The sequence below is a fragment of the Rhodococcus sovatensis genome (assembly GCF_037327425.1).
GTDB classification, from domain to species: Bacteria; Actinomycetota; Actinomycetes; order Mycobacteriales; family Mycobacteriaceae; genus Rhodococcoides; species Rhodococcoides sovatense.
The window spans coordinates 2,946,261-2,969,175 of the sequence record NZ_CP147846.1 but is presented as its reverse complement, the minus strand read 5'-3'; the positions used below and the strand labels follow the sequence as shown (position 1 = coordinate 2,969,175).

19 protein-coding genes and 1 pseudogene are annotated in these 22,915 nt (G+C 64.1%); 13 read left to right on the top strand and 7 right to left on the bottom strand.

The features are described from left to right. The first annotated feature begins 5 nt into the window (after positions 1–5). From rplQ to WDS16_RS13855, 3 genes are read left to right on the top strand one after another with little or no spacing between them, the layout of a single operon-like run. Positions 6–587 (top strand): 50S ribosomal protein L17, encoded by a 582-nt coding sequence (rplQ, locus tag WDS16_RS13865; RefSeq protein WP_338893194.1) that lies wholly within the window; start codon positions 6–8, stop codon positions 585–587. Between the two features lie 5 nt (positions 588–592). After that, entirely contained in the window at positions 593–1,480 is an 888-nt protein-coding gene (gene truA / locus WDS16_RS13860) for a tRNA pseudouridine(38-40) synthase TruA (protein ID WP_422395799.1), read from the top strand. Between the two features lie 24 nt (positions 1,481–1,504). Next, entirely contained in the window at positions 1,505–2,071 is a 567-nt protein-coding gene (locus WDS16_RS13855) for an NAD(P)H-dependent oxidoreductase (protein WP_338893193.1), read from the top strand. Here the strand turns inward: WDS16_RS13855 and eccE are convergent. Then, on the bottom strand, positions 2,065–3,732 hold the full coding sequence (gene eccE, locus WDS16_RS13850; protein WP_338893192.1) for a type VII secretion protein EccE: 1,668 nt from the start codon (positions 3,730–3,732) through the stop codon (positions 2,065–2,067). The genes WDS16_RS13855 and eccE overlap by 7 nt on opposite strands. Before the next feature lie 158 nt (positions 3,733–3,890). On the opposite strand from eccE, the gene eccB reads away from it, so the two are divergent. Continuing rightward, entirely contained in the window at positions 3,891–5,342 is a 1,452-nt protein-coding gene (gene eccB / locus WDS16_RS13845) for a type VII secretion protein EccB (protein ID WP_338893191.1), read from the top strand. Here the strand turns inward: eccB and mycP are convergent. From mycP to WDS16_RS13830, 3 genes are all read right to left on the bottom strand, one after another. Continuing rightward, a complete protein-coding gene (mycP, locus tag WDS16_RS13840) occupies positions 5,291–6,724 on the bottom strand; it encodes a type VII secretion-associated serine protease mycosin (RefSeq protein WP_422395831.1) in 1,434 nt (477 codons plus the stop codon). The two genes, eccB and mycP, sit on opposite strands and share 52 nt — an antisense overlap. 23 nt (positions 6,725–6,747) lie before the next feature. Further along, the gene (gene eccD, locus WDS16_RS13835; RefSeq protein WP_338893190.1) at positions 6,748–8,289 is read right to left on the bottom strand and encodes a type VII secretion integral membrane protein EccD; all 1,542 of its coding nucleotides are present in this window, start codon (positions 8,287–8,289) and stop codon (positions 6,748–6,750) included. A 104-nt stretch (positions 8,290–8,393) separates the two neighbouring features. After that, on the bottom strand, positions 8,394–9,404 hold the full coding sequence (locus WDS16_RS13830) for an LLM class flavin-dependent oxidoreductase (protein WP_338893189.1): 1,011 nt from the start codon (positions 9,402–9,404) through the stop codon (positions 8,394–8,396). 249 nt (positions 9,405–9,653) lie between these two features. Here WDS16_RS13830 and eccCa point away from each other — a divergent pair. Further along, positions 9,654–12,929, top strand: a pseudogene (gene eccCa / locus WDS16_RS13825) (type VII secretion protein EccCa); the annotation flags it as partial. Positions 12,930–12,988: 59 nt separating this feature from the next. Here eccCa and istB read toward each other — a convergent pair. Continuing rightward, entirely contained in the window at positions 12,989–13,792 is an 804-nt protein-coding gene (gene istB, locus WDS16_RS13820) for an IS21-like element helper ATPase IstB (RefSeq protein ID WP_338887200.1), read from the bottom strand. Continuing rightward, positions 13,789–15,420, bottom strand: a complete 1,632-nt coding sequence (istA, locus tag WDS16_RS13815) for an IS21 family transposase (RefSeq protein WP_338887198.1) — start codon at positions 15,418–15,420, stop codon at positions 13,789–13,791. Before istA ends, istB begins: the two co-directional genes overlap by 4 nt. Before the next feature lie 232 nt (positions 15,421–15,652). Here istA and WDS16_RS13810 point away from each other — a divergent pair, with 232 nt between their 5' ends. The 8 genes from WDS16_RS13810 (at position 15,653) to glmM (ending at position 21,849) form a co-directional block, all read left to right on the top strand. Further along, positions 15,653–16,333, top strand: a complete 681-nt coding sequence (locus WDS16_RS13810) for an FtsK/SpoIIIE domain-containing protein (protein ID WP_338893188.1) — start codon at positions 15,653–15,655, stop codon at positions 16,331–16,333. After that, on the top strand, positions 16,330–17,970 hold the full coding sequence (locus WDS16_RS13805) for a type VII secretion-associated protein (protein ID WP_338893187.1): 1,641 nt from the start codon (positions 16,330–16,332) through the stop codon (positions 17,968–17,970). Before WDS16_RS13810 ends, WDS16_RS13805 begins: the two co-directional genes overlap by 4 nt. Before the next feature lie 167 nt (positions 17,971–18,137). After that, positions 18,138–18,446, top strand: a complete 309-nt coding sequence (locus WDS16_RS13800; RefSeq protein ID WP_338893186.1) for a WXG100 family type VII secretion target — start codon at positions 18,138–18,140, stop codon at positions 18,444–18,446. A gap of 66 nt (positions 18,447–18,512) precedes the next feature. Further along, positions 18,513–18,806 (top strand): WXG100 family type VII secretion target, encoded by a 294-nt coding sequence (locus WDS16_RS13795; protein ID WP_338893185.1) that lies wholly within the window; start codon positions 18,513–18,515, stop codon positions 18,804–18,806. Between the two features lie 95 nt (positions 18,807–18,901). After that, entirely contained in the window at positions 18,902–19,243 is a 342-nt protein-coding gene (locus tag WDS16_RS13790; protein WP_338893184.1) for a TraR/DksA family transcriptional regulator, read from the top strand. A gap of 176 nt (positions 19,244–19,419) precedes the next feature. Beyond that, positions 19,420–19,863, top strand: a complete 444-nt coding sequence (gene rplM, locus WDS16_RS13785; RefSeq protein ID WP_068380939.1) for a 50S ribosomal protein L13 — start codon at positions 19,420–19,422, stop codon at positions 19,861–19,863. Beyond that, the gene (rpsI, locus tag WDS16_RS13780; RefSeq protein ID WP_082898136.1) at positions 19,860–20,396 is read left to right on the top strand and encodes a 30S ribosomal protein S9; all 537 of its coding nucleotides are present in this window, start codon (positions 19,860–19,862) and stop codon (positions 20,394–20,396) included. The genes rplM and rpsI overlap by 4 nt, the downstream gene beginning before the upstream one ends. Before the next feature lie 115 nt (positions 20,397–20,511). Continuing rightward, entirely contained in the window at positions 20,512–21,849 is a 1,338-nt protein-coding gene (glmM, locus tag WDS16_RS13775) for a phosphoglucosamine mutase (RefSeq protein WP_338893183.1), read from the top strand. A gap of 4 nt (positions 21,850–21,853) precedes the next feature. On the opposite strand, the gene WDS16_RS13770 is transcribed toward glmM, so the two are convergent. Continuing rightward, the gene (locus WDS16_RS13770) at positions 21,854–22,894 is read right to left on the bottom strand and encodes an LLM class F420-dependent oxidoreductase (protein ID WP_338893182.1); all 1,041 of its coding nucleotides are present in this window, start codon (positions 22,892–22,894) and stop codon (positions 21,854–21,856) included. Between the last annotated feature and the right edge of the window lie 21 nt (positions 22,895–22,915).

Sequence of the window (22,915 nt, the reverse complement as noted above, 5' to 3'; positions counted from 1 at the left end):
TCATCATGCCCAAGCCCACCAAGGGCCGCCGTCTCGGCGGGTCGGCGTCGCACCAGAAGGCCATCCTGGCCAACCTGGCGACGGCACTCTTCGAGCACGGCCGCATCACCACGACCGAGTCGAAGGCCAAGCGCCTTCGTCCCCACGCCGAAAAGCTTGTCACCCATGCCAAGAAGGGTGACCTGGCTCATCGACGTGAGGTACTCAAGACGATTAACAACAAAGATGTCGTGCACAAGCTCTTCGCCGAGATCGGGCCTTTCTTCGCCGATCGCGACGGTGGCTACACACGCATCATCAAGACCGTCCCCCGCAAGGGTGACAACTCGCCGATGGCCATCATCGAGCTCGTCAACGAGCAGACGGTGTCCAACGAAGCAGATCGCGCGCGTCGCGTGAAGGCTTCGCAGGCGCCTGCCGCTGCACCGGCTGCCGAGGAATCGGAAGAGCTGAACGTCGTCGAGGCTGTCGAAGCCGACGCGACCGATGCCGAGGTCGAGAACGCCGAAGCAGTCGTCGACGGCATCGAAGACAAGGACGCACACGCGTCGGACTCGTCCGACGCAGAAGAAGCCAAGAAGGACTAGTCCTCTTGGTTTCGGAGTACGACCGAAGCGGACCCGCCATTCCTACCGGGAATGGCGGGTCCGCTTTTTCGGTCCCCACCAGATTTCGATTGGACATCGCCTACGACGGCACCGATTTCTCCGGTTGGGCGCGCCAACCAGGAATCCGGACCGTGTGCGGGGTGCTGGAAGACGCGCTCTCGACGGTGTTGCGCCGGTCGATCGAACTGACCGTGGCAGGACGTACCGACGCCGGTGTCCACGCAAGCGGACAAGTCGCCCACTTCGATGCCGTCGGGGGAATCGACGAACCCCAAAGGCTGGTGCGCAGACTGGCTCGGTTTCTGCCGACCGACGTGCGGGTGAAAGCTATCTCAGAAGTCACCGCGGACTTCGACGCGCGATTCTCGGCGTTGCGACGCCACTATGAATACCGTTTCAGTACAGCGCGGTACGGCGTCGACCCACTGGAGGTTCGCAGTGTCGTCTCGTGGCCGCGTGAGATCGAACTCGACGCAGTCCGTGACGCGTCCGCGCGGCTGATCGGACTGCACGACTTCGCGGCATTCTGCAAACGACGAGACGGTGCGACGACGGTACGTGAGTTGCAACGCTTCGATTGGGAGCAGCGGGGCGACCGCATCACCGCGTACGTCAGCGCCGACGCCTTTTGCTGGTCGATGGTTCGGAGCCTCGTCGGGGCGATGCAGGCGGTAGGGGAGGGAAGGCGAACCCCGGAGTGGACCGCAGCGCTACTCGACACCCGTACACGTTCGAGTTCGGTGACCGTCGCTCCGGCACACGGATTGTCGCTTGTTGCGGTGGACTACCCGGCGGCGCACGATCTCGCAGCGCGCAACAGTGCGACGCGTGAGGTGCGGTCGGCCGTCCCGGCGTCCGAGGAATGTTGCTGAAGTTCCACCGATTAGGCTAGCGCTGTGACCACCTCGCCGATCGAACTCGCTGTCGTCGTCGGAAGCGTCAGGCCAGGAAGGCTCGGGCCGACGGTTGCGGAGTGGTTCTTGCGTATCGTCGCCGAACGGCCCGAGTTCGTGGCGAACACGATCGATCTGATCGACCTGAACCTGCCCGCCGATCTGTCGCCCTCGCCCGGTGCGGACACGTTGGCGGCCGGGATCTCCTCCGCTGACGCAGTCGTGCTTGTGACGCCGGAGTACAACCACGGCTACCCAGGTTCGTTGAAGAACGCACTCGACATCGTGAAGTACGAGTGGCGTGGGAAGCCGGTCGGATTCGTCTCGTACGGTGGTCTTTACGGGGGTGCGCGAGCGGTCGAACAGCTGCGACAGGTCGCTGCGGAGTTGCACATGGTCTCGGTTCGCGACAGCGTCGGATTCCCTCGCGCGCGAAAGACGTTCGGGCCGGACCCCGTGGTGGTCGACGGGCCTGCCGCGGATTCGGCTGCTCGAATGCTCGACCAATTGCACTGGTGGGCAACTGCAGCAACGACGCAGCGGGCATTGCGGTCGTACCCGGGTCAGTAGGAACCGATGGCCTGCCGAAGGCTTCGGGGCCGTCCGATGAACGCTGTTTCCTGAGGGATCGTGACGAGCACCAATTCCGTCTCGGAACGCTGGGTGCGGAGACGAATTCGGTCTCCCACAGCGCCTGGCTGAACAATGGACACGTCGGGATCCGACATCGGCGTACGAGGGCTGAGTTCGGTCAACGTGAGCACGGTGACGCGGTCGTGTCGAAACGGAGCCGGCGTGTCGACTTCACTGGAGAAGTCGTGAACGATCAGGTCGGTTCTCGTCCCCGTGCGGTGTCCGCCTCCTTCGATCCGAAGTCGGTCAGGCGTCGCCACCGAGTCGACGAGAGGCCCCCAGGCATGGGGTCGGTCGGTGCGAACGAGTATCCGGGCGCCTGTGGCGATGGCTCTGAACACCAGCTGCTGGGCGAGGTACAGCTCGCCTGCGACATGAACCGACGAGAGATCCGGGCCGTGGATTCGTACGGCGACACCGTGACCTGAGGAGTCTGAACCGAGAAGCTGCCCACATCCGGACGTGGGAATCCGTACCGCGGCGACTTGGGCAGTGGGGATGTCGCGAACCGGATCGCCACGGTTCGGCGCAGTGATCGCCAGTGGCAACGATGTCAGCAGAGCTTCGCGCTGCCTACCCCTCATCGAGACCGAGTCGGCAAGTGCAGGTGACGGCGCGATTGTTCGGGTGACAAAGCCGCACGATCCACTCAGTGCGACGTGATCGGTTGTGGCAGTGGGCGACAGACGCATCACTACGGATGAGGCCAATGCCGGCACCGCCCAGATATCGGCGAGCGCACGGTCGTCCAACGCGCGGCAATCGAATCCGAAGCCGGTACGGATGGCTCCGGGAAGGGGCGCCGAGCGCCAGTTCTCCGTGAGTGCATCGAGCGAGACACCTCGGCACATGTCCGATGCGGCAGATCGGATCTCGTGGCGGGTGAGTATCCGTGACTCGACGCCGTGTGCCTGCAGCGCTCGTGCAACGCGTTGCGTGGCTATCGATACAGTTCGGTGCACTCCGAGGTGCCCGCCGCCGCGTGCCTCCACGGCGTGATGATTGGTGCGAACGTCGAGGGTCACGGTCACCCACACGGTCCTCGACGCCACCGCAGGCAACGGGCCGATCAGATGCTCGTATACATCGGTCGCGGGCGACCCGGATGCCGTACGCGCACCGTACGAGACGACCGTGATGCCGCTCAGTGAGATGTCATGTTGGACAAGGGAGTGCGACAACATCGACAGGTCGAGCGAGCAATCCGAGGTGGCCCCGGAGCGTCCGAGCCGGGTGGTCGCTCCTGGGGAGGGTCGGAGTTCGAGGACGCTCGAGACATGACTGTCGAGTCGGTGCACACCCAGCGTCGTGCCGTCGGGATCGGTGTAATCGGAGGTGACCCCGGTTGGGGGAACAGATCCGGTGGCGTACTCGAATGCGGTGATAGCCCAGTCCAGCAACGTGCGGCCCGAGAATACGACGAACGGGAGTACTGCGAGTGGAATGCCGACCATCAGGGCGGTCTGCACAGGTATGTGTGTCGCAAGCGCGAGGGCGCAGATCAGGACGGCGACGACCTCGACACCGAGCGCACGCCTCAGCGTCGGCAGGCGAAGCCCGAAGTTGTGACGGCTGTGACGGCCGAGCAGCACAGCCATAGCGCGATTCCTCCCCCCGAGAAGTTCGATCGACGAGCCGGGTCCCCACGCGACTCGTCGGGAGGACTCTATCGCAAACCGACCCGGGAGTAGGTACTGTGACGGCCGAGGCCGGCGAAGGGGGAAACGTCGGTCGATTATCGGTAGGGGGGGGACACGTGGCGGCGACGCCGACAACCAAGTGGCAGGTCGGCGGGTACCGATTTCTTGTCCGACGGATGGAACATGCACTGGTCCGTCGTGATGTGCGGATGTTGCACGACCCCATGCGCTCGCAGCTCCGGGCGCTGGCTGTGGGTTTGGTGGTTGCGTGCCTGGGACTCGCAGGTTGTGCGGCCCTGGCGCTACTTCGCCCACAGGACAAGATCGGCGACGCGTCGATCATCGTCGGTAAGGATTCGGGTGCGATGTTCGTCCGGTTGGACGACGTCGTACATCCGGTTCTCAATCTGGCATCAGCGCGGTTGATCGTCGGTCAGGCGGAGAATCCGACCATAGTGAAGGAGTCGGAACTGGCAGGCAAGCGACGTGGGTCGCTGGTCGGAATACCCGGTGCGCCTTCGTCTCTGCCCTACGATGCCGACGGAGCGGCGGTCGGCTGGAGTGTGTGCGACACACTCGGGAGCACAGGGGCGGTGGCAGGCACGTCGGTGATGGCCGGTGAGCCGTACTACGACGACGGCAATGCGCCACTCGGCGACACCGACGCGTTTCTGTGGCGAACGCCCGACGGGGTCTTCTTGGTCTACGGGGGCGTTCGCGCGCGGATCGATCTGACCGATCGTTCGGTGGTTCGTGCTCTGGGGTTGGAGGGGCACACGCCAACAGATGTGAGCTCGGCGCTGGTGAATGCGGTCCCGATGGTTCCGGCGATCGTCCCGCCCGTTGTTCCACTGGCGGGGCAGCTACCTGCCTACGAGATCGCGGGCAAGACGATCGGGTCCGTGGTGAAAGTGTCTGGGGTCGACGTCCGGTACTACGTGGTGTTGGCAGAGGGCATCCAGTCGATCACCGAGGCTACCGCGCAACTGATCAAGTTCGCCGATTCGCAGGGGAGCCCGGAGATCGATTCCCTCAATCCGGATGTTCTGCGTCGGGCACCGACCGTCGACGAGCTTGCCGTCGGTACCTTTCCGGCGACTCGACCGACGATCGTCGACAGTGGCGCCGAGCCGGTTGCATGTGTGTCCTGGCTTCCGCAGGCAGCCCCCGATGGTGGACCCACCGCGCGTGTCGTCACATCGACAGGTCGCACCTTGCCGTTGGAGGAGTCGGCGCATCCGGTCGGACTTGCGCAGGCCGACGGGAGCGGTCCCGCGGCGGACGAGGTCTACCTCGCTCCCGGTAGTGGCGGTTTCGTTCAGACGACGGGAATGTCACCGACGAGTCTGCGGCGCGACGCCTACTTCTATGTGGCGGACACCGGTGTTCGGTTCGGTGTCGCGGACGGTGACGCGGCACAGGCATTGGGCTTCGGAGCTGCGGCTCCGGCTCCATGGCAGATCGTCGAATTACTCGGTGTCGGACCGACGTTGAGTCGCGCAGCAGCGTTGACTGCTCATGATGGCGTCGGACCCGACCCGGATGCGACGACACTTCCCGCGGAGTGAGGTTGCAGCCTGTTTCGAAGGGGAATCGATATGCCGAGACCGAGTACGAGAACCACACCGACGGCGGCGGCACCGACAAGGGCGACGGAGCGCGGTCTCGTGTCCGGTGGGACCGGTTCGGTCGGCATGGGGATGTCGATTGCCTCTGCCGGGGCTGCGCCTCGTATGCCGTCGACTTGACCGGTAACAGCGGCCAATGGATCGACGACTCCGTGACCGACGAACGGGTTCCATCCCTCAGCCGGTGCGTGTGCCGTCGCTTCGATTCGTTCGATGACCTGGGCTGCATCGAGTTCGGGCCGGTGGGCGCGGACGAGCGCTGCAATTGCCGCAACAAGCGGCGCCGAAAAGCTGGTGCCCTGAATGGGGGCGATGTTTCCCTGGTTGTCCATGGTGCCGTTTACGAGTCCTGTGCCGGTCGGTGACAGCGACGTCATCGAAGTGCCGGGAGCCGCAACGTCGACCCATGGTCCGGCCAGCGTGAAAGCTGCTGGGGCGCCGCTGGAATCGACCGACCCGACGGTGAGTACCTGGTCGTCGAACCAGGCCGGAGTGGCGACGGTCGCGATGCGATTCCACTGGTCGGCAAAGGGGTCGGCGGGGTCCGGTGAAGGGTTCTGGCTAGAGCAAGCAGATCCGCCTGCGCCGCCGGTGTTCCCGGCTGCGGCGACGACCACGATATCCTTCACTCGGGCTGCGTAGTCGATCGCAGCGCCGAGCGGTCCGTCCGCGACACCGGTGCCGCCGGGGACACACGCCACCTCGGAAATGTTGATCACCGTAGCGCCGAGGTCGGCCGCAGTTCGAACGGCCATGGCCATCGTCATCACATTGCCGTACCCGGATGCATTCTCGACCGACGAATCGTCTTCCTCCTCGCCTGCTCGTCGCTCACGCTGAAAGGCATTGCTGGACTGTCTTATCGAGACTATCTGGGCTTCGGGGGCGCCGCCGGAGAAGCCGCTGCCCGGCTCACGGGTCGCTGCGATGAGTCCTGCCACCAGGGTGCCGTGCGCGTCGCAGTCCGACAGGCCATCTCCGGTGTGGACGTAGTCGCCGCCCGGGCGCAGTCCGGGCAATCGGGGGTGCGGGGACACACCGGTGTCGATCACGGCGACAAGCTGGCCGGCGCCTCGGGTGATAGGCCATACCGCGCCGAAATCCAAGGTTCCGATCTCGTCGGGGACAGTCGTGCCGTCGGGCACCGCCGACACCGGCACGCAGGCGTTTCGTTGCTCGGTGGGTTCCGGCGGAGCGGCCGGGGCGGGACCGGGCAGCAAAGCTGGGTCGATGACGGGCCGATCCGCGGCGGCGAATCCCGCACCGAGCGTCGACGTTCCGAGAAGTCCTGCGGTACCGACGACGAACAGTGCGCGATACAGGAACCCGAGTAGCGTTCGGCCGATCACAGGGCCCGCATCGCCGAGTACAGGCCGCACACCCAGCAGGCCACCGGGATCACGACCGCAATCGCCGCGTACTCGACGAGCTCTGCTGCCCGTCGCAACACTGGCGAGTACTCCCTGACTGGGATGAACGATCCGAAGAACAGTGCGGCCAGGGCGAGAAAGACGCATGCCGTGAATATTGCGAGCGATTGGTCACGTACGGCGAACACCACAGAGGAGGTCAGGACGAGAACGATCGTCGAACCTCCGGCGACGAGGGGGACGGCGTGGTGAACTTCGGCGAACGTTCGTCCGCGGAGTACGAGTATCAGTGCGGTCGCGAGCGCCAGTGAAACTCCTGGCCAATAGATTCGATCTACAGAACCTGATCCCAGTGCGGCGAGAAGGGCGCCCGTGGCCGCGGCGGCGCACGCTGCGCACACGAGGCCGGTGAGGTAGCTCCGGGCGCGGCGCGCGAGATGCGCCAGATCGGCGGCAGACGGTTGGTCCTCCTCGTCGTTCTCGTCGAGCGGGGCGCCCGCGGTCGGTACAGGAGGCAGCGGGAGCCTCGCCTGCATCATCGAGATACGTGGTGCGATCGCGAGACCTGCCAACGCGATCACCGCTGTTCCTGCGCCCACGGTGGCGAGTGGCAATTCGACGAACAGCGTGAGCGCGGATGCGCCGCAGACCAGTCCAGCGGCGGACGCCGATGCAGTGAACAACGCCGTGCCGTGGTTTCCCAAGCGTAGCGCGAGGATGGCCGACGCACCGACGAGAGCGCCGCCCAGAAGAAGATGGGGTGCGCCGAATTCACCCGGTACGAAACGAATCCCGGAGGTGAACATCAGTGGGAGGGCGCACCCCGACAGGACGACACCGGTGCGGTCGTCCCGGTAGAACCGTCCGACTATCGCACCGGCGACGACGAAGAGCACAGCTGCCACCGCGGCGCCGATGCCCGCTTCGACATCAGCGGGCGATGATGCGTTGCCGGAGCCAGTGTCACCGACGTCCAGAACTGGTCGGAGCAGCGAAAGGCACGCGAGCACGATCGCAATTGCGCCCACTGCGAAGCCGACTCGCTGGGCAGTTCGTGCCGTCCACAATCCCGCAGCCTCGCTGCCGGTGGCAGCAACCGCATACATCAGGTCGTCGAACAACGGCGGTGGCGCCGGTGCGTCGGCCGCACCGAGAACGAGCAGTTCACCATCGCGGATGGACGCCTCGTTCAACGTCAGCGTGCCGGCGATCGGCGGCATACCCACCTTCGACAGCACCCAGGATCGGCCCTGCCGGTCGGTGGCCGCAGACGGGCCACGCGAATCGAGCACGTCCACGATGCCGGGCAACAGCAAGGAAATCGGGACATCGGTGGGCAATGCCATATCGACCTGCACGGACTCGCCGAGAACCGTGAGCCTGCACAGGTCCAGTGGGGCTGTGCCTCGGTGTCCGGCGTCACTACGACTCGGTGCGTCGTCGCCACGAACTGCCGCGCCGTCGTTGCGCGAATGCAGCCCGCGTCGATCCACAGCCTGCGAAAGGTCCCCCGTCATGCATTCCCCCCGGAATCTTTGATCGCCGAAGCATCCCCCTGGCTGCAGGCGACTCTACGATACCCAGCTTCGTGGCGACGACGGGTCGAGACCGGAAATGACTGTCAGGCTGTGGTGCGTGCTCCTTCCAAGCCGGCCAATTCGCTCACATCGGCGAGCAATTCGTAGGACCGCAGCCAGGATTCGCGATCCACGGACCCCGATGCGACGATGAGTTCGTCGGCGTCTGCATGGCCGGTGAACCGGTCCAGGTAGTCCTTGACCATCGAGGGTGTGCCGACAGCCGAGTACTTCGTCATCTGCCGTATCTGATGGCCTTGGGGTGCATCGAGCAGCATGTCGGCCTCGTCGTCGGTGAATGTGCGACCGCGACCGAGCAGGAGACTCACGCGGCTTCGCTTGGTCGCAAGGAACTGCCGTTGTGCCTCGGCTTCGGTATCGGCTGCGATCACGTTGACTCCGGCGATCACATAGGGCGCGTCCAGCTGGGCGGACGGGCGGAAATCGGCGCGGTAGATCGCCACCGCCTGCTCCAGCGCATCAGGCGCGAAGTGCGACGCGAACGCGAACGGTAGTCCGAGCGCGGCCGCCAACTGGGCACCGAACAGCGATGATCCGAGAATGTACAGGGGGACATGGGTGCCGGATCCAGGCGTCGCCACTACGCCCTGCACCAGCGACTCGTCCGAAAGATAGCCCTGTAGCTCCTGAACGTCCTGCGGGAATCGATCGGCCGAGGCCGGGTCACGGCGCATCGCACGCATCGTTTGCTGGTCGCTTCCCGGCGCTCGTCCGAGCCCGAGATCGATGCGCCCCGGGTGGAGGGTCGCAAGAGTTCCGAACTGTTCCGCAATGGTCAACGGGGCGTGGTTGGGCAGCATGACCCCACCGGATCCGAGAGTGATCGTGCTGGTGTTCGCCGCTACGTGGCCGATGAGAACGCTGGTCGCCGACGACGCGATGGTGCGCATGTTGTGATGCTCGGCGTACCAAATGCGCCGGTAGCCCCACTTCTCGGCCCGCTGGGCGAGCGTCACGCTGGCATCGAAGCTGTCCCGAACGCTCTCGCCTTCGCCGATGTGCGCTAGATCGAGAATGGAGAGGGGTACGGACACGGTGGATGCCAGCCTTTCGGTTCGAGAATCGAGCGTAATTTTCGGTTCGACGAGCACAGTGCGCTCGTCTTTTTCCAACCGATGTGGATCCCGGGCTATTCCGTCGCGGGTCGAAGTCGAGGCTGGCCGAGCTCGCCTCGATGCGTTAGCCTTCGCGGCGAAGACACACTCGCCTGGGAATGGGTGTGTCAGCGGTAATGGGGGATACCGATTGGCGGGGGCTGAAGATCGCGTGATTGCAGAAGCAGTGTGAGTACCGTTCGGTTCGTCCGCGGTGCACGTCGAGGAGTCCCTCGAACACCGGGTGGCGAGGTGGCGCTCCAAGCTCCACCGGAAATTCCGCGGATCGTTCCCGGCAACTTGATGATGAAGCTGATGCCGGTCGTCATGGTTGCGGCGATGGTCGGCATGGTTGCGTTGATGTTCACCTCGGGCATGGCTGCGAACCCGATGATGCTGATGTTCCCGGCGATGATGCTGGTGTCGATGCTGGGAATGGTGGCGGGCGGCGGCAAAGGCGGCGGAGCCCGGACAGCGGAGGCCAACGAGGACCGCAAGGACTACCTGCGATACCTGGATCAGTTGCGCAAGGACGTCGGTGTCACCTCGGCGAGCCAGCGAGCAGCCTCGGAATGGTCACACCCGGAACCCGGCGTTCTGTGGTCCTACGCCGGCAGCTACCGAATGTGGGAGCGCCGGGGAGCAGATCCCGACTTCTGCCACGTTCGAATCGCTCGCGGAGCGCAACGCCTCGCGACGCGACTGGTCCCACCCGAGACCGGCCCGGTCGAAGAACTGGAACCGGTATCGGCTGTGTCGCTGAGGCGGTTCGTGCGTGCGCATTCGGTAGTGGGTGATCTGCCGACCGCCGTGTCGTTGCGTGGATTCGCTGCAATTTCGATCGCGGGGGACCGTGATGCGGCCCGCGCGACGGTGCGCGCGATGTTGGCGTCACTGTGCACTTTTCACGACCCGGACCAGGTCAGGCTCGCCGTGGTGTGCGGGCCGGACACGGTGATGCACTGGGACTGGACGAAGTGGCTACCGCACACCCAGCACGATCTGCTCACCGACGGAGTCGGCAGCGCTCGAATGATCTACGGTTCGTTTCTGGAGCTGGAAAGCGCTCTCGGCGAACACCTCTCGCTACGAAACAGATTCACTCGAGGCGCTCCGCCCACCCCCGGAGTGCCGCACCTGGTCATCGTCGTGGACGGAGGCCTGCTCGACAACAGCGGCACCGACGTGATTCGCACCGGGCTCGAATCGGTCACCGTCGTGGACCTGTCCGACTTCGCGACCTCGCTCGCGTCGACTCGCGGTCTACGACTGTTCACCGACAACGGGACGATAGGCGCGCTCAGCGGCCCCAATGTCGAGGTCTTCGGCAACGCCGACTCGATGAGCGTCGCGAACGCCGAGACCGTGGCACGTCGCCTGTCTCCGTTCCGAACTACCTTGCACTCAGGCGTCGACTCGTCGGTGAGCGATGCAGAGTCGATCTCCAGCTGGAACCATCTCCTCGCCATCGCCGATGTCGGAGCGTTCGATCCGATGCAGGTGTGGACGCCGAGGCGCGGACGAGATCGTTTGCGGGTCCCGATCGGAGTCGCGCCGGACGGGAGTGCGGTGGAGATCGATCTCAAGGAATCGGCGGAAAACGGCATGGGGCCCCATGGCCTCTGTATCGGCGCGACCGGATCCGGAAAGTCCGAATTCCTTCGAACGCTCGTGCTCGGGTTGGTGGCGACGCACGGGCCGGACCAGCTCAATCTGGTTCTCGTCGACTTCAAGGGTGGTGCGACGTTCGCTGGCCTGGAAGACGCTCCGCACGTCGCCGCCGTCATCACGAACCTGTCCGACGATCTCGCCCTGGTCGACAGGATGAAGGATGCACTCGCCGGTGAGATGAATCGTCGTCAGGAGGTGCTTCGCGACGCGGGCAACTTTGCGAATGTGACCGACTACGAGAAGGCGCGGGCGGCTGGGGCTGCGCTGGCGCCGATGCCTGCGTTGTTCATCGTCGTCGACGAGTTCTCCGAATTGCTGAGTCAACAACCGGATTTCGCCGACCTGTTCGTAGCGATCGGGCGTCTGGGGCGCTCGCTGCACATGCATCTTCTATTGGCGAGCCAACGACTCGAAGAGGGCAAGCTCCGCGGTCTGGACAGTCATCTGTCCTACCGAATCGGCCTGAAGACATTCTCGGCCAACGAGTCTCGAACAGTCCTCGGAGTTCCAGACGCATACCACCTCCCTGCGCAACCCGGTGCTGGATACCTCAAGTGTGATTCGGCCGAGATCATGAGATTCGCGGCCTCGTACGTGTCGGGTCCATACGTTCGGCCGCGTACGAGGGTGGCCGGCACTCGGCACTCAGTGGTGGACATCCGGCCGCGGGTGTTCGCCGCCTTCCCCGTGCCGACGGTCCCGGACATCCCCGTCCGCGAAGGGAGTGCTCCGGATGAATCGTCCGGTGCGCAACCGCCCGCCGAACGTGACCGGGAGGATCGACAGGACGGCCGCACCGTTCTCGATGTCGTCGTCGAGCGCGTCCGTGGTCACGGAACACCTGCGCACGACGTATGGCTGCCACCACTCGATCGGTCTCCGACACTCGATCGTCTTCTGTCCGACGGCACCGCTTCACCAGGCGAGCCGCGAGCTTCGACGTTACGAGTCCCGATCGGCATCGTCGACCGCCCCTTCGATCAACGACGTGAACTCCTGCAGATCGATTTGTCCGCGGCGCAGGGGCACCTGGCGATCGTGGGGGGACCGCAATCCGGAAAGTCCACGGCGCTGCGGACTTTGATCATGTCGCTGGCCTCGACGCATACGCCGGAGCAGGTTCAGTTCTACTGCCTCGACTTCGGTGGAGGCACTCTGAACGGGCTCACCGACCTGCCGCACGTGGGGTCTGTAGCAAGCCGACTGGACGTCGACACGGTCCGTCGGACAGTCGCGGAAGTGACCGCCGTGATCGGACGGCGGGAGCGACTGTTCCGTCAGCGCGGTATCGACTCGATGGCGGATTTTCGTCGACGGAAAGCCGAGTCTCGGACCGACGACGAGGACAACTTCGGCGACGTCTTTCTCGTCGTGGACGGATGGGGCAGCATCCGAAGCGATTTCGAGTCACTCGAGCCTCAACTTGCAGCGCTGGCTGCACAAGGGCTGTCGTACGGCGTTCATCTACTGGTCACGGCATCCAGATGGGCCGAAATACGCCCCGCCACCAAAGATCTCATCGGCACTCGGGTCGAACTGAAGCTCGGGGACGCGTCGGACTCGGAATTCGGGCGTGCGAAAGCCGCACGGGTGCCCGAGAACCGGCCCGGTCGAGGAATCACCAAGGACGGCCTACACCTGTTGATAGGGCTCCCCAGACTCGACGATGCGCCGTCTACCCCTGATCTCGGAGCTGGTATTCAGGCGGCTGTGTCGCTGATAGTGGCGCGCTATGCCGGCCGATCCGCACCGAAGGTACGGATGCTCCCGGACAGCTTGCCATTGGAAGAACTGTCGCTTGCCAGGTTGATGGGACCACCTGATTGCCAGAGGGTAGGGACCACCGTGGCGCGTTATTGAGGATGCGTGTTGTCGGTGTTTTCGTCAACTGTTCCGGGGCGGGTGCGTTGGCGGTAGGACGGTCCTTCGATGATGAGGGTGTGCGCAGCGGAGGTCAGTCGGTCGATGGCTGACTGGGCGAGGAGGGTGTCGGCGGTCATGGTCAGCCACTCTGATGGCTCGCGGTTCGAGGTGACGATCGTGGTTTTCTTCCGGTGGCGCTCGACGATCAGTTCGTAGAAGTCGCTGGTCTCGGTGGCGTCGAGTGGTCGCAGCGCGAAGTCGTCGATGATCAGGACTTCGATTGCGGTCAGTCGCCGGATTTCGGCGTCGACGGTGTTGTCGAGTCGCGCTGCTCGTAGCCTGGTGAACAGTTTGTCCGATCGAGCGAACAGCACACTGTGTCGTCTTCGGATTGCCATGTGTCCCAATGCTGTTGCCAGATGAGTTTTGCCGACCCCGACCGGCCCGAGGATGATCGCGGACTGGTGGGCATCGAGAAAGCGCAGTGACGTCAGATCGCCGAGCAGTGTCCGGTCGTACCGGAGATCGTCGAGTGCGTTCCAGGAATCGAAGGCCATCGCCGGATCGAGCCCCGCCTTGGTCGCCCGTAGCATCGCCGAACGGGAGTCGCGGCGATTCACTTCGTCGGCAAGGAGTACTTCGAGGAATCCGATGTGACTGAGCTTGTGTTGGCGGGCCAGAGCAGCGCGTTCGGGCAAGGTGTCGGCGAGCGCGCCGAGTTTGAGGGCTTTGAGTAGTCGGACGAGGTCGGTGCCGACCGGTTCGGTCGTGCCTGCGGTGCGAGTGGTGGTCATGGGCGTCCCTCCGAAGGTGCGGTGCTGCCGTCTACGACGGACAGTGAAGTGGTTGCAGTAGAACGAAATTCGGTTGGATCGCGGGAGAACCGCGTTGATGATTGTCCGACTGCTTTCGGTAGATCCGGCGTGGTGGATTCGGTGGCGCGCTCGAGCATCGAGGCGATCTTGGTGACGGAGACGACATCGAGATCGAGCGAAAGCGCGCAGGCCTGTTCCACCCGTTCGGCTCCGTAGCGGCGGACCAGTCCTTGAAGTCGGTAGACACTGCGGATCCTCGTCCACGGCAGTGGGTCATCGAGTATTCGTTCGGCGTAGATGCCGATGTTCGGCCCGTGTGAGGTGCATTTCGCGATGAGTGAGGCGACATCGCGCAAGGCGTAGTCGGTTTTGTGTTCGGGGAGATCGTCGCGGTCGGTACTGCGGCCACCTGGAGGCTGACGGGGGTGAATCTTGACCAGGGTGCCGCGGTGATAGAACTTCACCAGTTCGGTGTCCGCGCGCACCGACAAGGTCGATCCGATCCACTGCTGCGGCAGCGAATACAACGCGCGTGCGACTTCGGCGTGGAAATCGCGGTGGACCTTGACGTCCTTGAAGATCGGCACGTCGTAGACCGCCGGAACCGGCAGCAATACCGGCAGTTCAAAGTCCTCGAACACTTCCAGCGGCCGTGCACAGGTCGTGCCGTGAATGCGCATGCCCGCGGTGCTGGCGCACCAGCGGACCACCGCCTCCTGCGCTTGCGCGAGGCTGGTGAATCGTTCACCGGCCCAGAAGTTACCGCGCACGTATTGCACGGTGCGTTCGACCCTCGGTTTGTCCTTCGGCGACCGGACCCGCGCTGGATCGGTAATGAACCCGACATGATTGCTGTAGTCGAGCCAGCCATCGGTGAATCGCGGAGTGATCGGGTCCGCCTCGTTGACAACGGGTTTGAGGTTGTCCGGGATCAGGACCGCGAAGACTCCGCCGAAGAACTTCCACGCTGCTTCGCAGCCGGCGATCACCGCCACCAACGTCTGCGAGTACGTCAACCACACGAACATGTGCCGGCTGTAGACCGCGGTGAAAATCAGGGCGTGGACCTTGCGAGCGCGACCGTCCTCGGGGTCTGTGAGCATCCCCAGGTAGCCGAAGTCGACCTGGCATTCGATCCCCGGGTCACCGTCGACGACGCGGACCGTCAGGTTCTTGCGGCCGAAACCGCACCGCTCGGTGGCGAAGCGGTGCAACGTCCGATACGGCACCACGCAGCCCTTACGGGCAAGCAGCACTTCGATTTTGGTGATAGTGAGCGGCTTCTGTTCACCATCGCCTGCCACCCACTTGGTGATCTGCTCTTCATGGGGCACGAGCTGCTCCCATGCCGCGCCGTGACCGTGCGGTCGGTCGGGACGGACAGCATCGACGACCGCGGCGATGAGATCATCGTTCACCGCAGCGGCAGTGTCGGTTCTCTTGAGGCCACCTCCTTGGGCTGCCTCGACGTACCGACGGACGGTCTTACGGTCCACCCCGGCATGCTCGGCGATCTTGCGTGAACCGGGAGCCGGCAATGCTGGCGTCCCGAGCCACAACCGCAGTACTTCTCTGATTTCGTTCACACTGATCTCCCGAAAAGCCATGCTCACCGACCTCCGTGACGTGCTTGGTGCTGTCACAGACGATCGAACGAGCAAACGACGAGACCACCGGCAAGGCGCGCCGGTGGTCCCATAACTGGCAATCCAGGTGGTCCCATCACCCTGGCAAAATCAGGTCAAGCTGGTCCCATGCTCATGGCAGACGACAGAAGAACTGCGTCGTACGTTGACCGGGCGTTGGCCACGGCAGCGGGGGACCACGCCAGAACTGTGGGTGCCCGTCGGTATCGACGAAGCGGAATTGAAGCCGATTGCACTCGATTTCGCGGAGCAGGCGCACTTCATCGTGTTCGGGGATACCGAATGTGGAAAGACCGCATTGCTCACGTCGATCTGCTCGTCGTTGACAGCAGCCAACACACCGACTCAGGTGAAGCTGATCCTCGCCGACTATCGGCGGACGATGCTCGGTGTGGTCGAATCGGATCACCTTGCCGGCTACGCCGCGTCGCAACCGGTTCTGTCGACGATGATGAACGAACTGGCGTCGAAGCTTGCAGAACGCATGCCTGGCCCAGACGTCACCGCCCGACAACTTCGCGAACGGTCGTGGTGGAGCGGTCCCGAGATCTTCGTGATCGTCGATGACTACGACCTGGTCGCGACCGCGTCGGGAAATCCCTTGGCCGTCTTGGCCGACTACCTGCCCCACGCCCGAGACATCGGACTGCATCTCGTTCTCGCGCGCCGTTCAGGCGGTGCGTCGCGAACCATGTACGACCAGATCATCTCGCGCATGCGAGATCTGGTGTCTCCAGGGCTGGTGATGAGCGGCAGCCGTGACGAGGGAAATCTGATCGGTACCGTCAAGCCGTCGCCGATGCCACCTGGACGAGGTGTGCTCGTCGACAGGAGAGGGCAGTCCTTGGTTCAGCTCGCCTGGTCGCCCACGTGAGTTCGGCCGCTACATACGCCGCGGTCCACCTCGGCGACGATTCGGTGTCGGTTCTGGTCGAATCGGCTTCGGGTCGGTCGCTTCGATGTTTCGAGACGGCGTTGTCGATGAAGGCCGGAAGCCTGGTCTTTCTCGGGCGCGAGCTCGATCCGAACGATTCGAATTCAGACAGCGAGTCGCACCGGGACGAAGCGGAAGTCGAACGATTTCCGTGGTCGTTCATCGACGACGAGGAAGTGCTGGTCGGTTCCATTCCGGTTCCGGCCGAGCACGTGTTCTGCGGAACGGTCGCCGATTCTCTTGGACGGTCCGGCGTACACGGGCCCGTTGACATGCTGGAGATCGTCTGCCCGTCGTTCTGGGGAGACCGTCGCCAGAGCGTGATGCGCCGAGCGGTGTCCGCCCTTGCACGTGAAGTGGCGGTGGTCGACGCTGCGACTGCAGCGGTCAGGTCAGCTGGCGAACGTGCGCCGTCGTGCGCCGTCGTCGTCGAGCTGAACGAGATGAGTTCGACCGTCAGCGCTCTGACGTCGAGAGCAGCGGCCAACGCGTCGTCCGGGTCCGGGGAACCCTACGAGCGCTCCGGCCGGTGGGTTGCGCTGGGCAGCCGGGACCTTGCGGGCGCTGATTCGTACGCCGACACCGTCGCTTCCATCGACGAGCGGGTTACGACGTGCGCGGCGGCTTTCCTCGGGAACGGTCCGATCGAGGTGTTCGTCGTCGAATCGACCGGACACACAACTGTTCCCGATCTGCTGCGTGACCGGTCCCATCGATTGCATCGTCTGCGAGGGCCCGACCTGGTCCGCTCGATGGGTGGCGGGGTCGAAGAGGTCGGCCGGGACGATCTTTCAGCTGTTCACGACGCTGCGGTGCCGGATGGAACGCCCAGACCTGCTCGTGCCGCTGCCTGGCTCGCCGAAGTCCCGCCCACACCGGACCCGTCCGCCGATCGCCGTGTTCCGATACTCCTGGCAGGAGTGGTGGCGGCCGTCGCGGTGGTGGCGGCCGGAGGATTCGTGGTCTTCGATTCCGTCACGAATTCCTCGACGCCCGTCGCGATGCCCGCACGGTCGACCGATGCCGCATCGGCGATCACATCGGATCCTCCAGCGCCGTCTTCCGATTGGCCGAGTCATCTCGAGACGACGAATGTCGATGAGCCTTACCCGTCCGTGCCGATCGAGTCAGAAACCGACGTAGGCCCGCCTCCGATGGCGCGTTCGTCGTTCGGTAGGGCGAGCGTGGAGATTCCGGCGTCGTGGTCCGAACGTTCCGAAGTCGGACGACTTCTGCTGGTGCCACCCGACTACCCCGACCGCAGAATCGTGCTTGCCACTGTGGATCTCCAGCCGGCGGTCACGTTCGACGACGTCGCCGACGACCTCGAGGAGCAATTGGTGGCTCGGGGCGAAAGGTCCACGATCGGAAATTTCACGCGCGCCACCGATTTCGGCGCGCGTATCGGCATCTCCTACGTCGAGTCACCTGGCGATTCTTCGGTAGTTCAGTGGCGTGTCTTCGTCGACGACGGTCTACAGATCAGTATCGGCTGTCAGAGCTCGATGGGATCGGAACATGTACTCGACGATGATTGTGCGCACGCCGTCGAGAGTCTTTCGGTGGCCGGTTCGTAGGTGCCCGGTGCAGGCATTTCGAGAATGTTTGCTTTGGATGGAACCGAACCGCTACGCGGATGCGTCCAATCAGATGTAGGGGGAGTTCCGCAGGTGCGCCGCGGTGAACCGGCCTCGACCGAGCATTCACCCGAGTGCTCGAAACCGAAGAACATGAAGGAGTCGACATGGCAGAAACAGATATTCAGACCATGCTCGCAGTGTCTGCAAAGGTCGACGGCTTGCGCGAGCAGATCGGCGGCTTGTTGCGGGCGCTGCGCGCGGACGTCGATCTCGCGGCCTCGGGGATCTGGAAGGGAACCGCGTCGACGACGTTCGCCCAGGTCATGACCAGCTGGGATTCGAGTGCTTTCAAGTTGGAGAACGCGCTCGCCGGTATCGGTGAGTCGATCAAAACGAGCGGTGTGCAGTACGACCAGTCCGAGCAGGACAACGTCGCGCAGCTGAACACCGTCGGCAGCAGCCTGAACCTCTGATCGCGTCATCAGAGCACAGAACGTCCCTGAGTCGACACAGGTCGGCCGAACAAACGTGAGGAATCGATGATGAACGGCGAAATCAAGTACAACTTCGGGGCTATCGGCGATCTGGCCGGTGGCATGACGACCAAGTGGTCGTCACTGAACGAAAAGCTCGACGAGGTCAAGACCACTATCCAGCCCCTGGTCGCAACCTGGCAGGGCGCTGACTCCGATGCGTATCAGATCAAGCAGGCCGAGTGGAATGCGGCGCAGGCCGAGCTCAACGGCGTCCTGCAGAGCCTGATAGGCTCCGTCACCTCCGGCAACCAGCGGATGCAGGAGCAGGAAGCGCTCAACAGGTCTCGTTTCTCGTAGAAGGCTCGTCCCACGACGTGCATCACGGCCCCGGTGTCCATCGACATTGGGGCCGAATGCTGCCGCCATCAGACATTCGTTGTTCACTGGAGTCCATGAACCGTGACAACGCGCGAATCGCCGAGTCGAGGGCTCTCGTTGCCGCGCGGCTCGAGTCGCTGCGAGCTCAGTTCCGGGCGATCGTCGAGGGCTCCCGATGGTCGACCGACGACGACGAACACGACCCCGAGGGATCGACCATCGCGTTCGAGAGGGCAGCGGTGCTCTCGCTCGCGCGAGATGCGGAAGACGAGATCAGGGAGCTCGACGCCGCCGCAGCGCGGGTGGCGTCGGGGACATACGGCACGTGCGAGCGGTGTGGTTCACCGATAGCCGACGCTCGACTGGAAGCCCTACCGGCCGCGCGTCGCTGTATAGCGTGTGTGCGGATGCGGTGACCGCCTCGGTTGGCGTTTTGACCTGGGGGACCGGTTCCCGGTATCGTCCCTCTTTGGCGTGTATGGGCTCGCCGCGCACAATGCTGCGCGACGAACTCTTGATCTCGGGTCTCAACTGGCCGCCGAGGTCATTCACTCGTCTTGGCCAGCAGCGACATCATGAAGACAGGAAACCTGTGTCTACATACAGCCCGAAGGCCGGGGATACCACCCGGACTTGGCATGTGATCGACGCCACGGACGTCGTGCTCGGACGCCTCGCCGTCCAAGCCGCGACGCTTCTGCGCGGAAAGCACAAGCCGACCTACGCACCCAACGTCGACGGTGGCGACTTCGTCGTCATCATCAACGCCGAGAAGGTTGCCATCAGTGGCAACAAGCTCGACGGTAAGTTCCACCACCACCACTCCGGCCACCCGGGCGGTCTGAAGTCGCGCTCGACCCGACAGGTGTTGGAGAACAACCCCGATCGTCTCGTGGAGAAGGCCGTCAAGGGCATGATCCCCAAGAACAAGCTCGGCAATGCCATCGCGGGCAAGCTGAAGGTCTACGCGGGACCCAATCACCCGCACGCAGCTCAGCAGCCCGTTCCGTTCGAGATCAAGCAGGTGTCCCAGTGACGGCGCCGGAGGGAAATGACGTGACGTCGCAGGAAAACCTGGAAGATGGCGTGGAGATCGCCGCGGACGAGTTCGTGGCAGTCGAAGACCCCGAGGTCGTAGAAGAGATCGAAGCAGCCGCTGCGGCGCCCGCTCCGATCCTGTTCGATCGCCCGGTCCAGACCGTCGGTCGTCGTAAGGAAGCTGTTGCGCGTGTTCGGTTCACACCGGGCACCGGCGGCTTCAAGCTCAACGGCCGTAGCCTCGAGGACTACTTCCCGAACAAGGTGCATCAGCAGCTGATCAAGGCTCCGATGGTGCTCGTCGATCGGGCAGAATCCTTCGACATCGTCGCGCTGCTGCACGGTGGCGGACCTTCCGGTCAGGCCGGCGCGCTGCGTCTCGCCATCTCGCGCGCCCTCATCGAGGTCACCCCCGAGGATCGCCCGCCGCTCAAGGCTGCCGGCTTCCTCACTCGTGACGCGCGTGCGGTCGAGCGTAAGAAGTACGGCCTGAAGAAGGCCCGCAAGGCGTCGCAGTACTCCAAGCGCTGACGCTTTTCACAGATCTACCCGCGAGGGCAGGCGTCCAGATGTACCGGATGCCTGCCCTCGCGGCGTTTGTCTCAGCTGCTCCACTATTTTTTCCGGCGAAGGGGGACGGGTTCGCATGACTCGACTGTTCGGTACCGACGGCGTACGGGGACTGGCCAATGGTCTGTTGACTCCGGAATTGGCACTGAAGGTGGCCAAGGCTTCCGCTGCGGTACTGGCGCCTGGTTCTGCGGGCGATCGGCCAATGGCAGTCGTGGGCCGGGATCCGCGGGCCAGTGGGGAGATGCTGGCCGCCGCAGTCACTGCAGGGCTCACCGCGTCCGGTGTAGATGTCGTCGACGTCGGCGTGTTACCTACGCCCGCAGTCGCATTCCTCACCGCCGAGTACGGTGCTGCCCTCGGGGTCATGATCTCGGCTTCGCACAACCCCATGCCGGACAACGGAATCAAGATCTTTGCTGCCGGGGGTCACAAGCTCGATGACGATGTCGAGGAACGAATCGAATCGTTCATCGCCGACGGCACGACGGGTGACGCACCGGTCGGTGCCGAGATCGGCAGAGTTCGTACGGCCGTCGACGCAGTCGAACGGTACGTCGCACATGTAGGCGGCGCGCTGTCCACTCGTCTGGATGGACTGACCGTTGTCGTCGACTGTGCGCACGGGGCGGCTTCAGCGGTTGCCCCCGACATCTACACCGCGGCCGGTGCGACGGTTGTCGCGATCAACAGCCAGCCCGACGGCCTCAATATCAACGACGGCTGTGGATCGACCCATATGGGAGACCTGCAGAAAGCTGTGGTCGAGCACGGCGCGGATCTCGGTATCGCACACGACGGCGATGCCGACCGATGCCTTGCGGTCGACGCCGCGGGCGCAATCGTCGACGGCGACGCCATCATGGCTGTTCTCGCCGTCGGGATGAAGGAATCCGGTTCGCTGACCGACAACACGCTGGTAGCAACCGTCATGAGCAATCTCGGCTTGCACATTGCGATGCGCGCCGAGGGTATCGCTATCCGCACAGCAGCGGTCGGGGACAGGTACGTTCTCGAAGAGCTGCGCAGCGGTGGCTACGCTCTCGGCGGCGAGCAGAGTGGCCACGTGGTGGTGCCGAAATACGGAACGACGGGCGACGGTGTGTTGACGGCGCTTCTCGTCATGGGTCGGATGGCGTCGACGGGTCGGTCGCTCGCGGAGCTCGCGTCGGTGATGACGACATTGCCGCAGGTCTTGATCAACGTCAAGGTCTCGGACAAGGGCGCGGTCGCCGCCGCGCCGTCGGTGCTGGACGGTGTTGCCGAGGTCGAACGGGTGCTGGGCGATACCGGCCGAGTGTTGTTGCGTCCCAGCGGTACCGAGCAGCTCGTTCGGGTGATGGTCGAGGCGGCCGAGCCGGACCTGGCCCGCCGGCTCGCCGAGGATCTGGCGAGCCGGGTCGGGCAGGTCTGACGTCTCAGGCGGTCAGGTTGCGTAGCGCGGTCAACTGCGCCACGCGACCTGCGGTGTTCTCGGCCAGTGGTGCGACGTTCAACGTCGTGACACCGGCCTCGGCGAACGCTGCGACACGTTCCTTGACGTAGCTTTCCGGACCGATCAGGTTGACTGCACGCACCAGCTCGTCGGGGACGGCTGCGGCAGCCTCCTCCTTCTTTCCGGCCAGGTACAGGTCCTGGATCTTCTCGGCCTCCGCTTCGTAGCCGTAGCGCTGCGCGAGATCGTTGTAGAAGTTCTTGCCCTTGGCGCCCATGCCGCCGATGTACAGCGCGAGATGCGGCTTGACCCACGGCAGGTACTTTTCGGCGTCGTCTCCGATGGCGAGCGTCGGGCTCGCGAACACCTGCAGGTCGCCGAGCGATGGATCACGCTTGGCCTTGCCCGCCGCGAGGGCGTCACCCCACACCTTGTCGGCCTTCTCGGGGAAGTAGAAGATCGGCTGCCACCCCTCGGCAATTTCCGCGGTGAGCTCGACGTTCTTGGGGCCGAGCGCGGCAATGACGACCGGGATCCGGTCGCGTACAGGGTGGTTGATGAGCTTGAGTGGCTTTCCGAGGCCAGTGCCCTTTTCGGCAGGCAGCGGAATCTGGTAGTACTTGCCCTGGTGTTCGACCTTCTCCCGACGCCACACCTGGCGGCAGATCTCGATCACTTCGCGGGTGCGGGCAATCGGAGCGTCGTACTTGACGCCGTGGAACCCCTCGACGACCTGCGGTCCGGAAGCGCCGAGGCCGAGAACGAATCGGCCGTCGGACACGTAGTCCAAACCGGCCGCGGTCATTGCCGTCAGCGACGGAGTGCGGGTGTAGATCTGGAAGATTCCCGACGCGATCTTGATCGTCGACGTCTTGGCCGCGAGAAATCCGAGTTGGCTCACAGCGTCGAACGAGTACGCCTCGGGGACGAAGATGATGTCGAGGCCTGCCTGTTCGAGCTGCGCGACTTCTGCAACCGTCTCGTTGAATCCGCCTGAATAGTTGAGCATGGTTCCGATGTGCATGGGACTCCTTGCAGGTGAGAT

Excerpts from the sequence above, each read along its gene's own strand:
- rplQ (WP_338893194.1), top strand. The coding sequence starts at position 6 with ATGCCCAAGCCCACCAAGGGCCGCCGTCTCGGCGGGTCGGCGTCGCAC.
- eccE (WP_338893192.1), bottom strand. The coding sequence starts at position 3,732 with ATGGCTGTGCTGCTCGGCCGTCACAGCCGTCACAACTTCGGGCTTCGC.
- eccD (WP_338893190.1), bottom strand. The coding sequence starts at position 8,289 with ATGACGGGGGACCTTTCGCAGGCTGTGGATCGACGCGGGCTGCATTCG.
- istB (WP_338887200.1), bottom strand. The coding sequence starts at position 13,792 with ATGACCACCACTCGCACCGCAGGCACGACCGAACCGGTCGGCACCGAC.
- istA (WP_338887198.1), bottom strand. The coding sequence starts at position 15,420 with ATGGCTTTTCGGGAGATCAGTGTGAACGAAATCAGAGAAGTACTGCGG.
- WDS16_RS13800 (WP_338893186.1), top strand. The coding sequence starts at position 18,138 with ATGGCAGAAACAGATATTCAGACCATGCTCGCAGTGTCTGCAAAGGTC.
- WDS16_RS13795 (WP_338893185.1), top strand. The coding sequence starts at position 18,513 with ATGATGAACGGCGAAATCAAGTACAACTTCGGGGCTATCGGCGATCTG.
- WDS16_RS13790 (WP_338893184.1), top strand. The coding sequence starts at position 18,902 with ATGAACCGTGACAACGCGCGAATCGCCGAGTCGAGGGCTCTCGTTGCC.
- glmM (WP_338893183.1), top strand. The coding sequence starts at position 20,512 with ATGACTCGACTGTTCGGTACCGACGGCGTACGGGGACTGGCCAATGGT.
- WDS16_RS13770 (WP_338893182.1), bottom strand. The coding sequence starts at position 22,894 with ATGCACATCGGAACCATGCTCAACTATTCAGGCGGATTCAACGAGACG.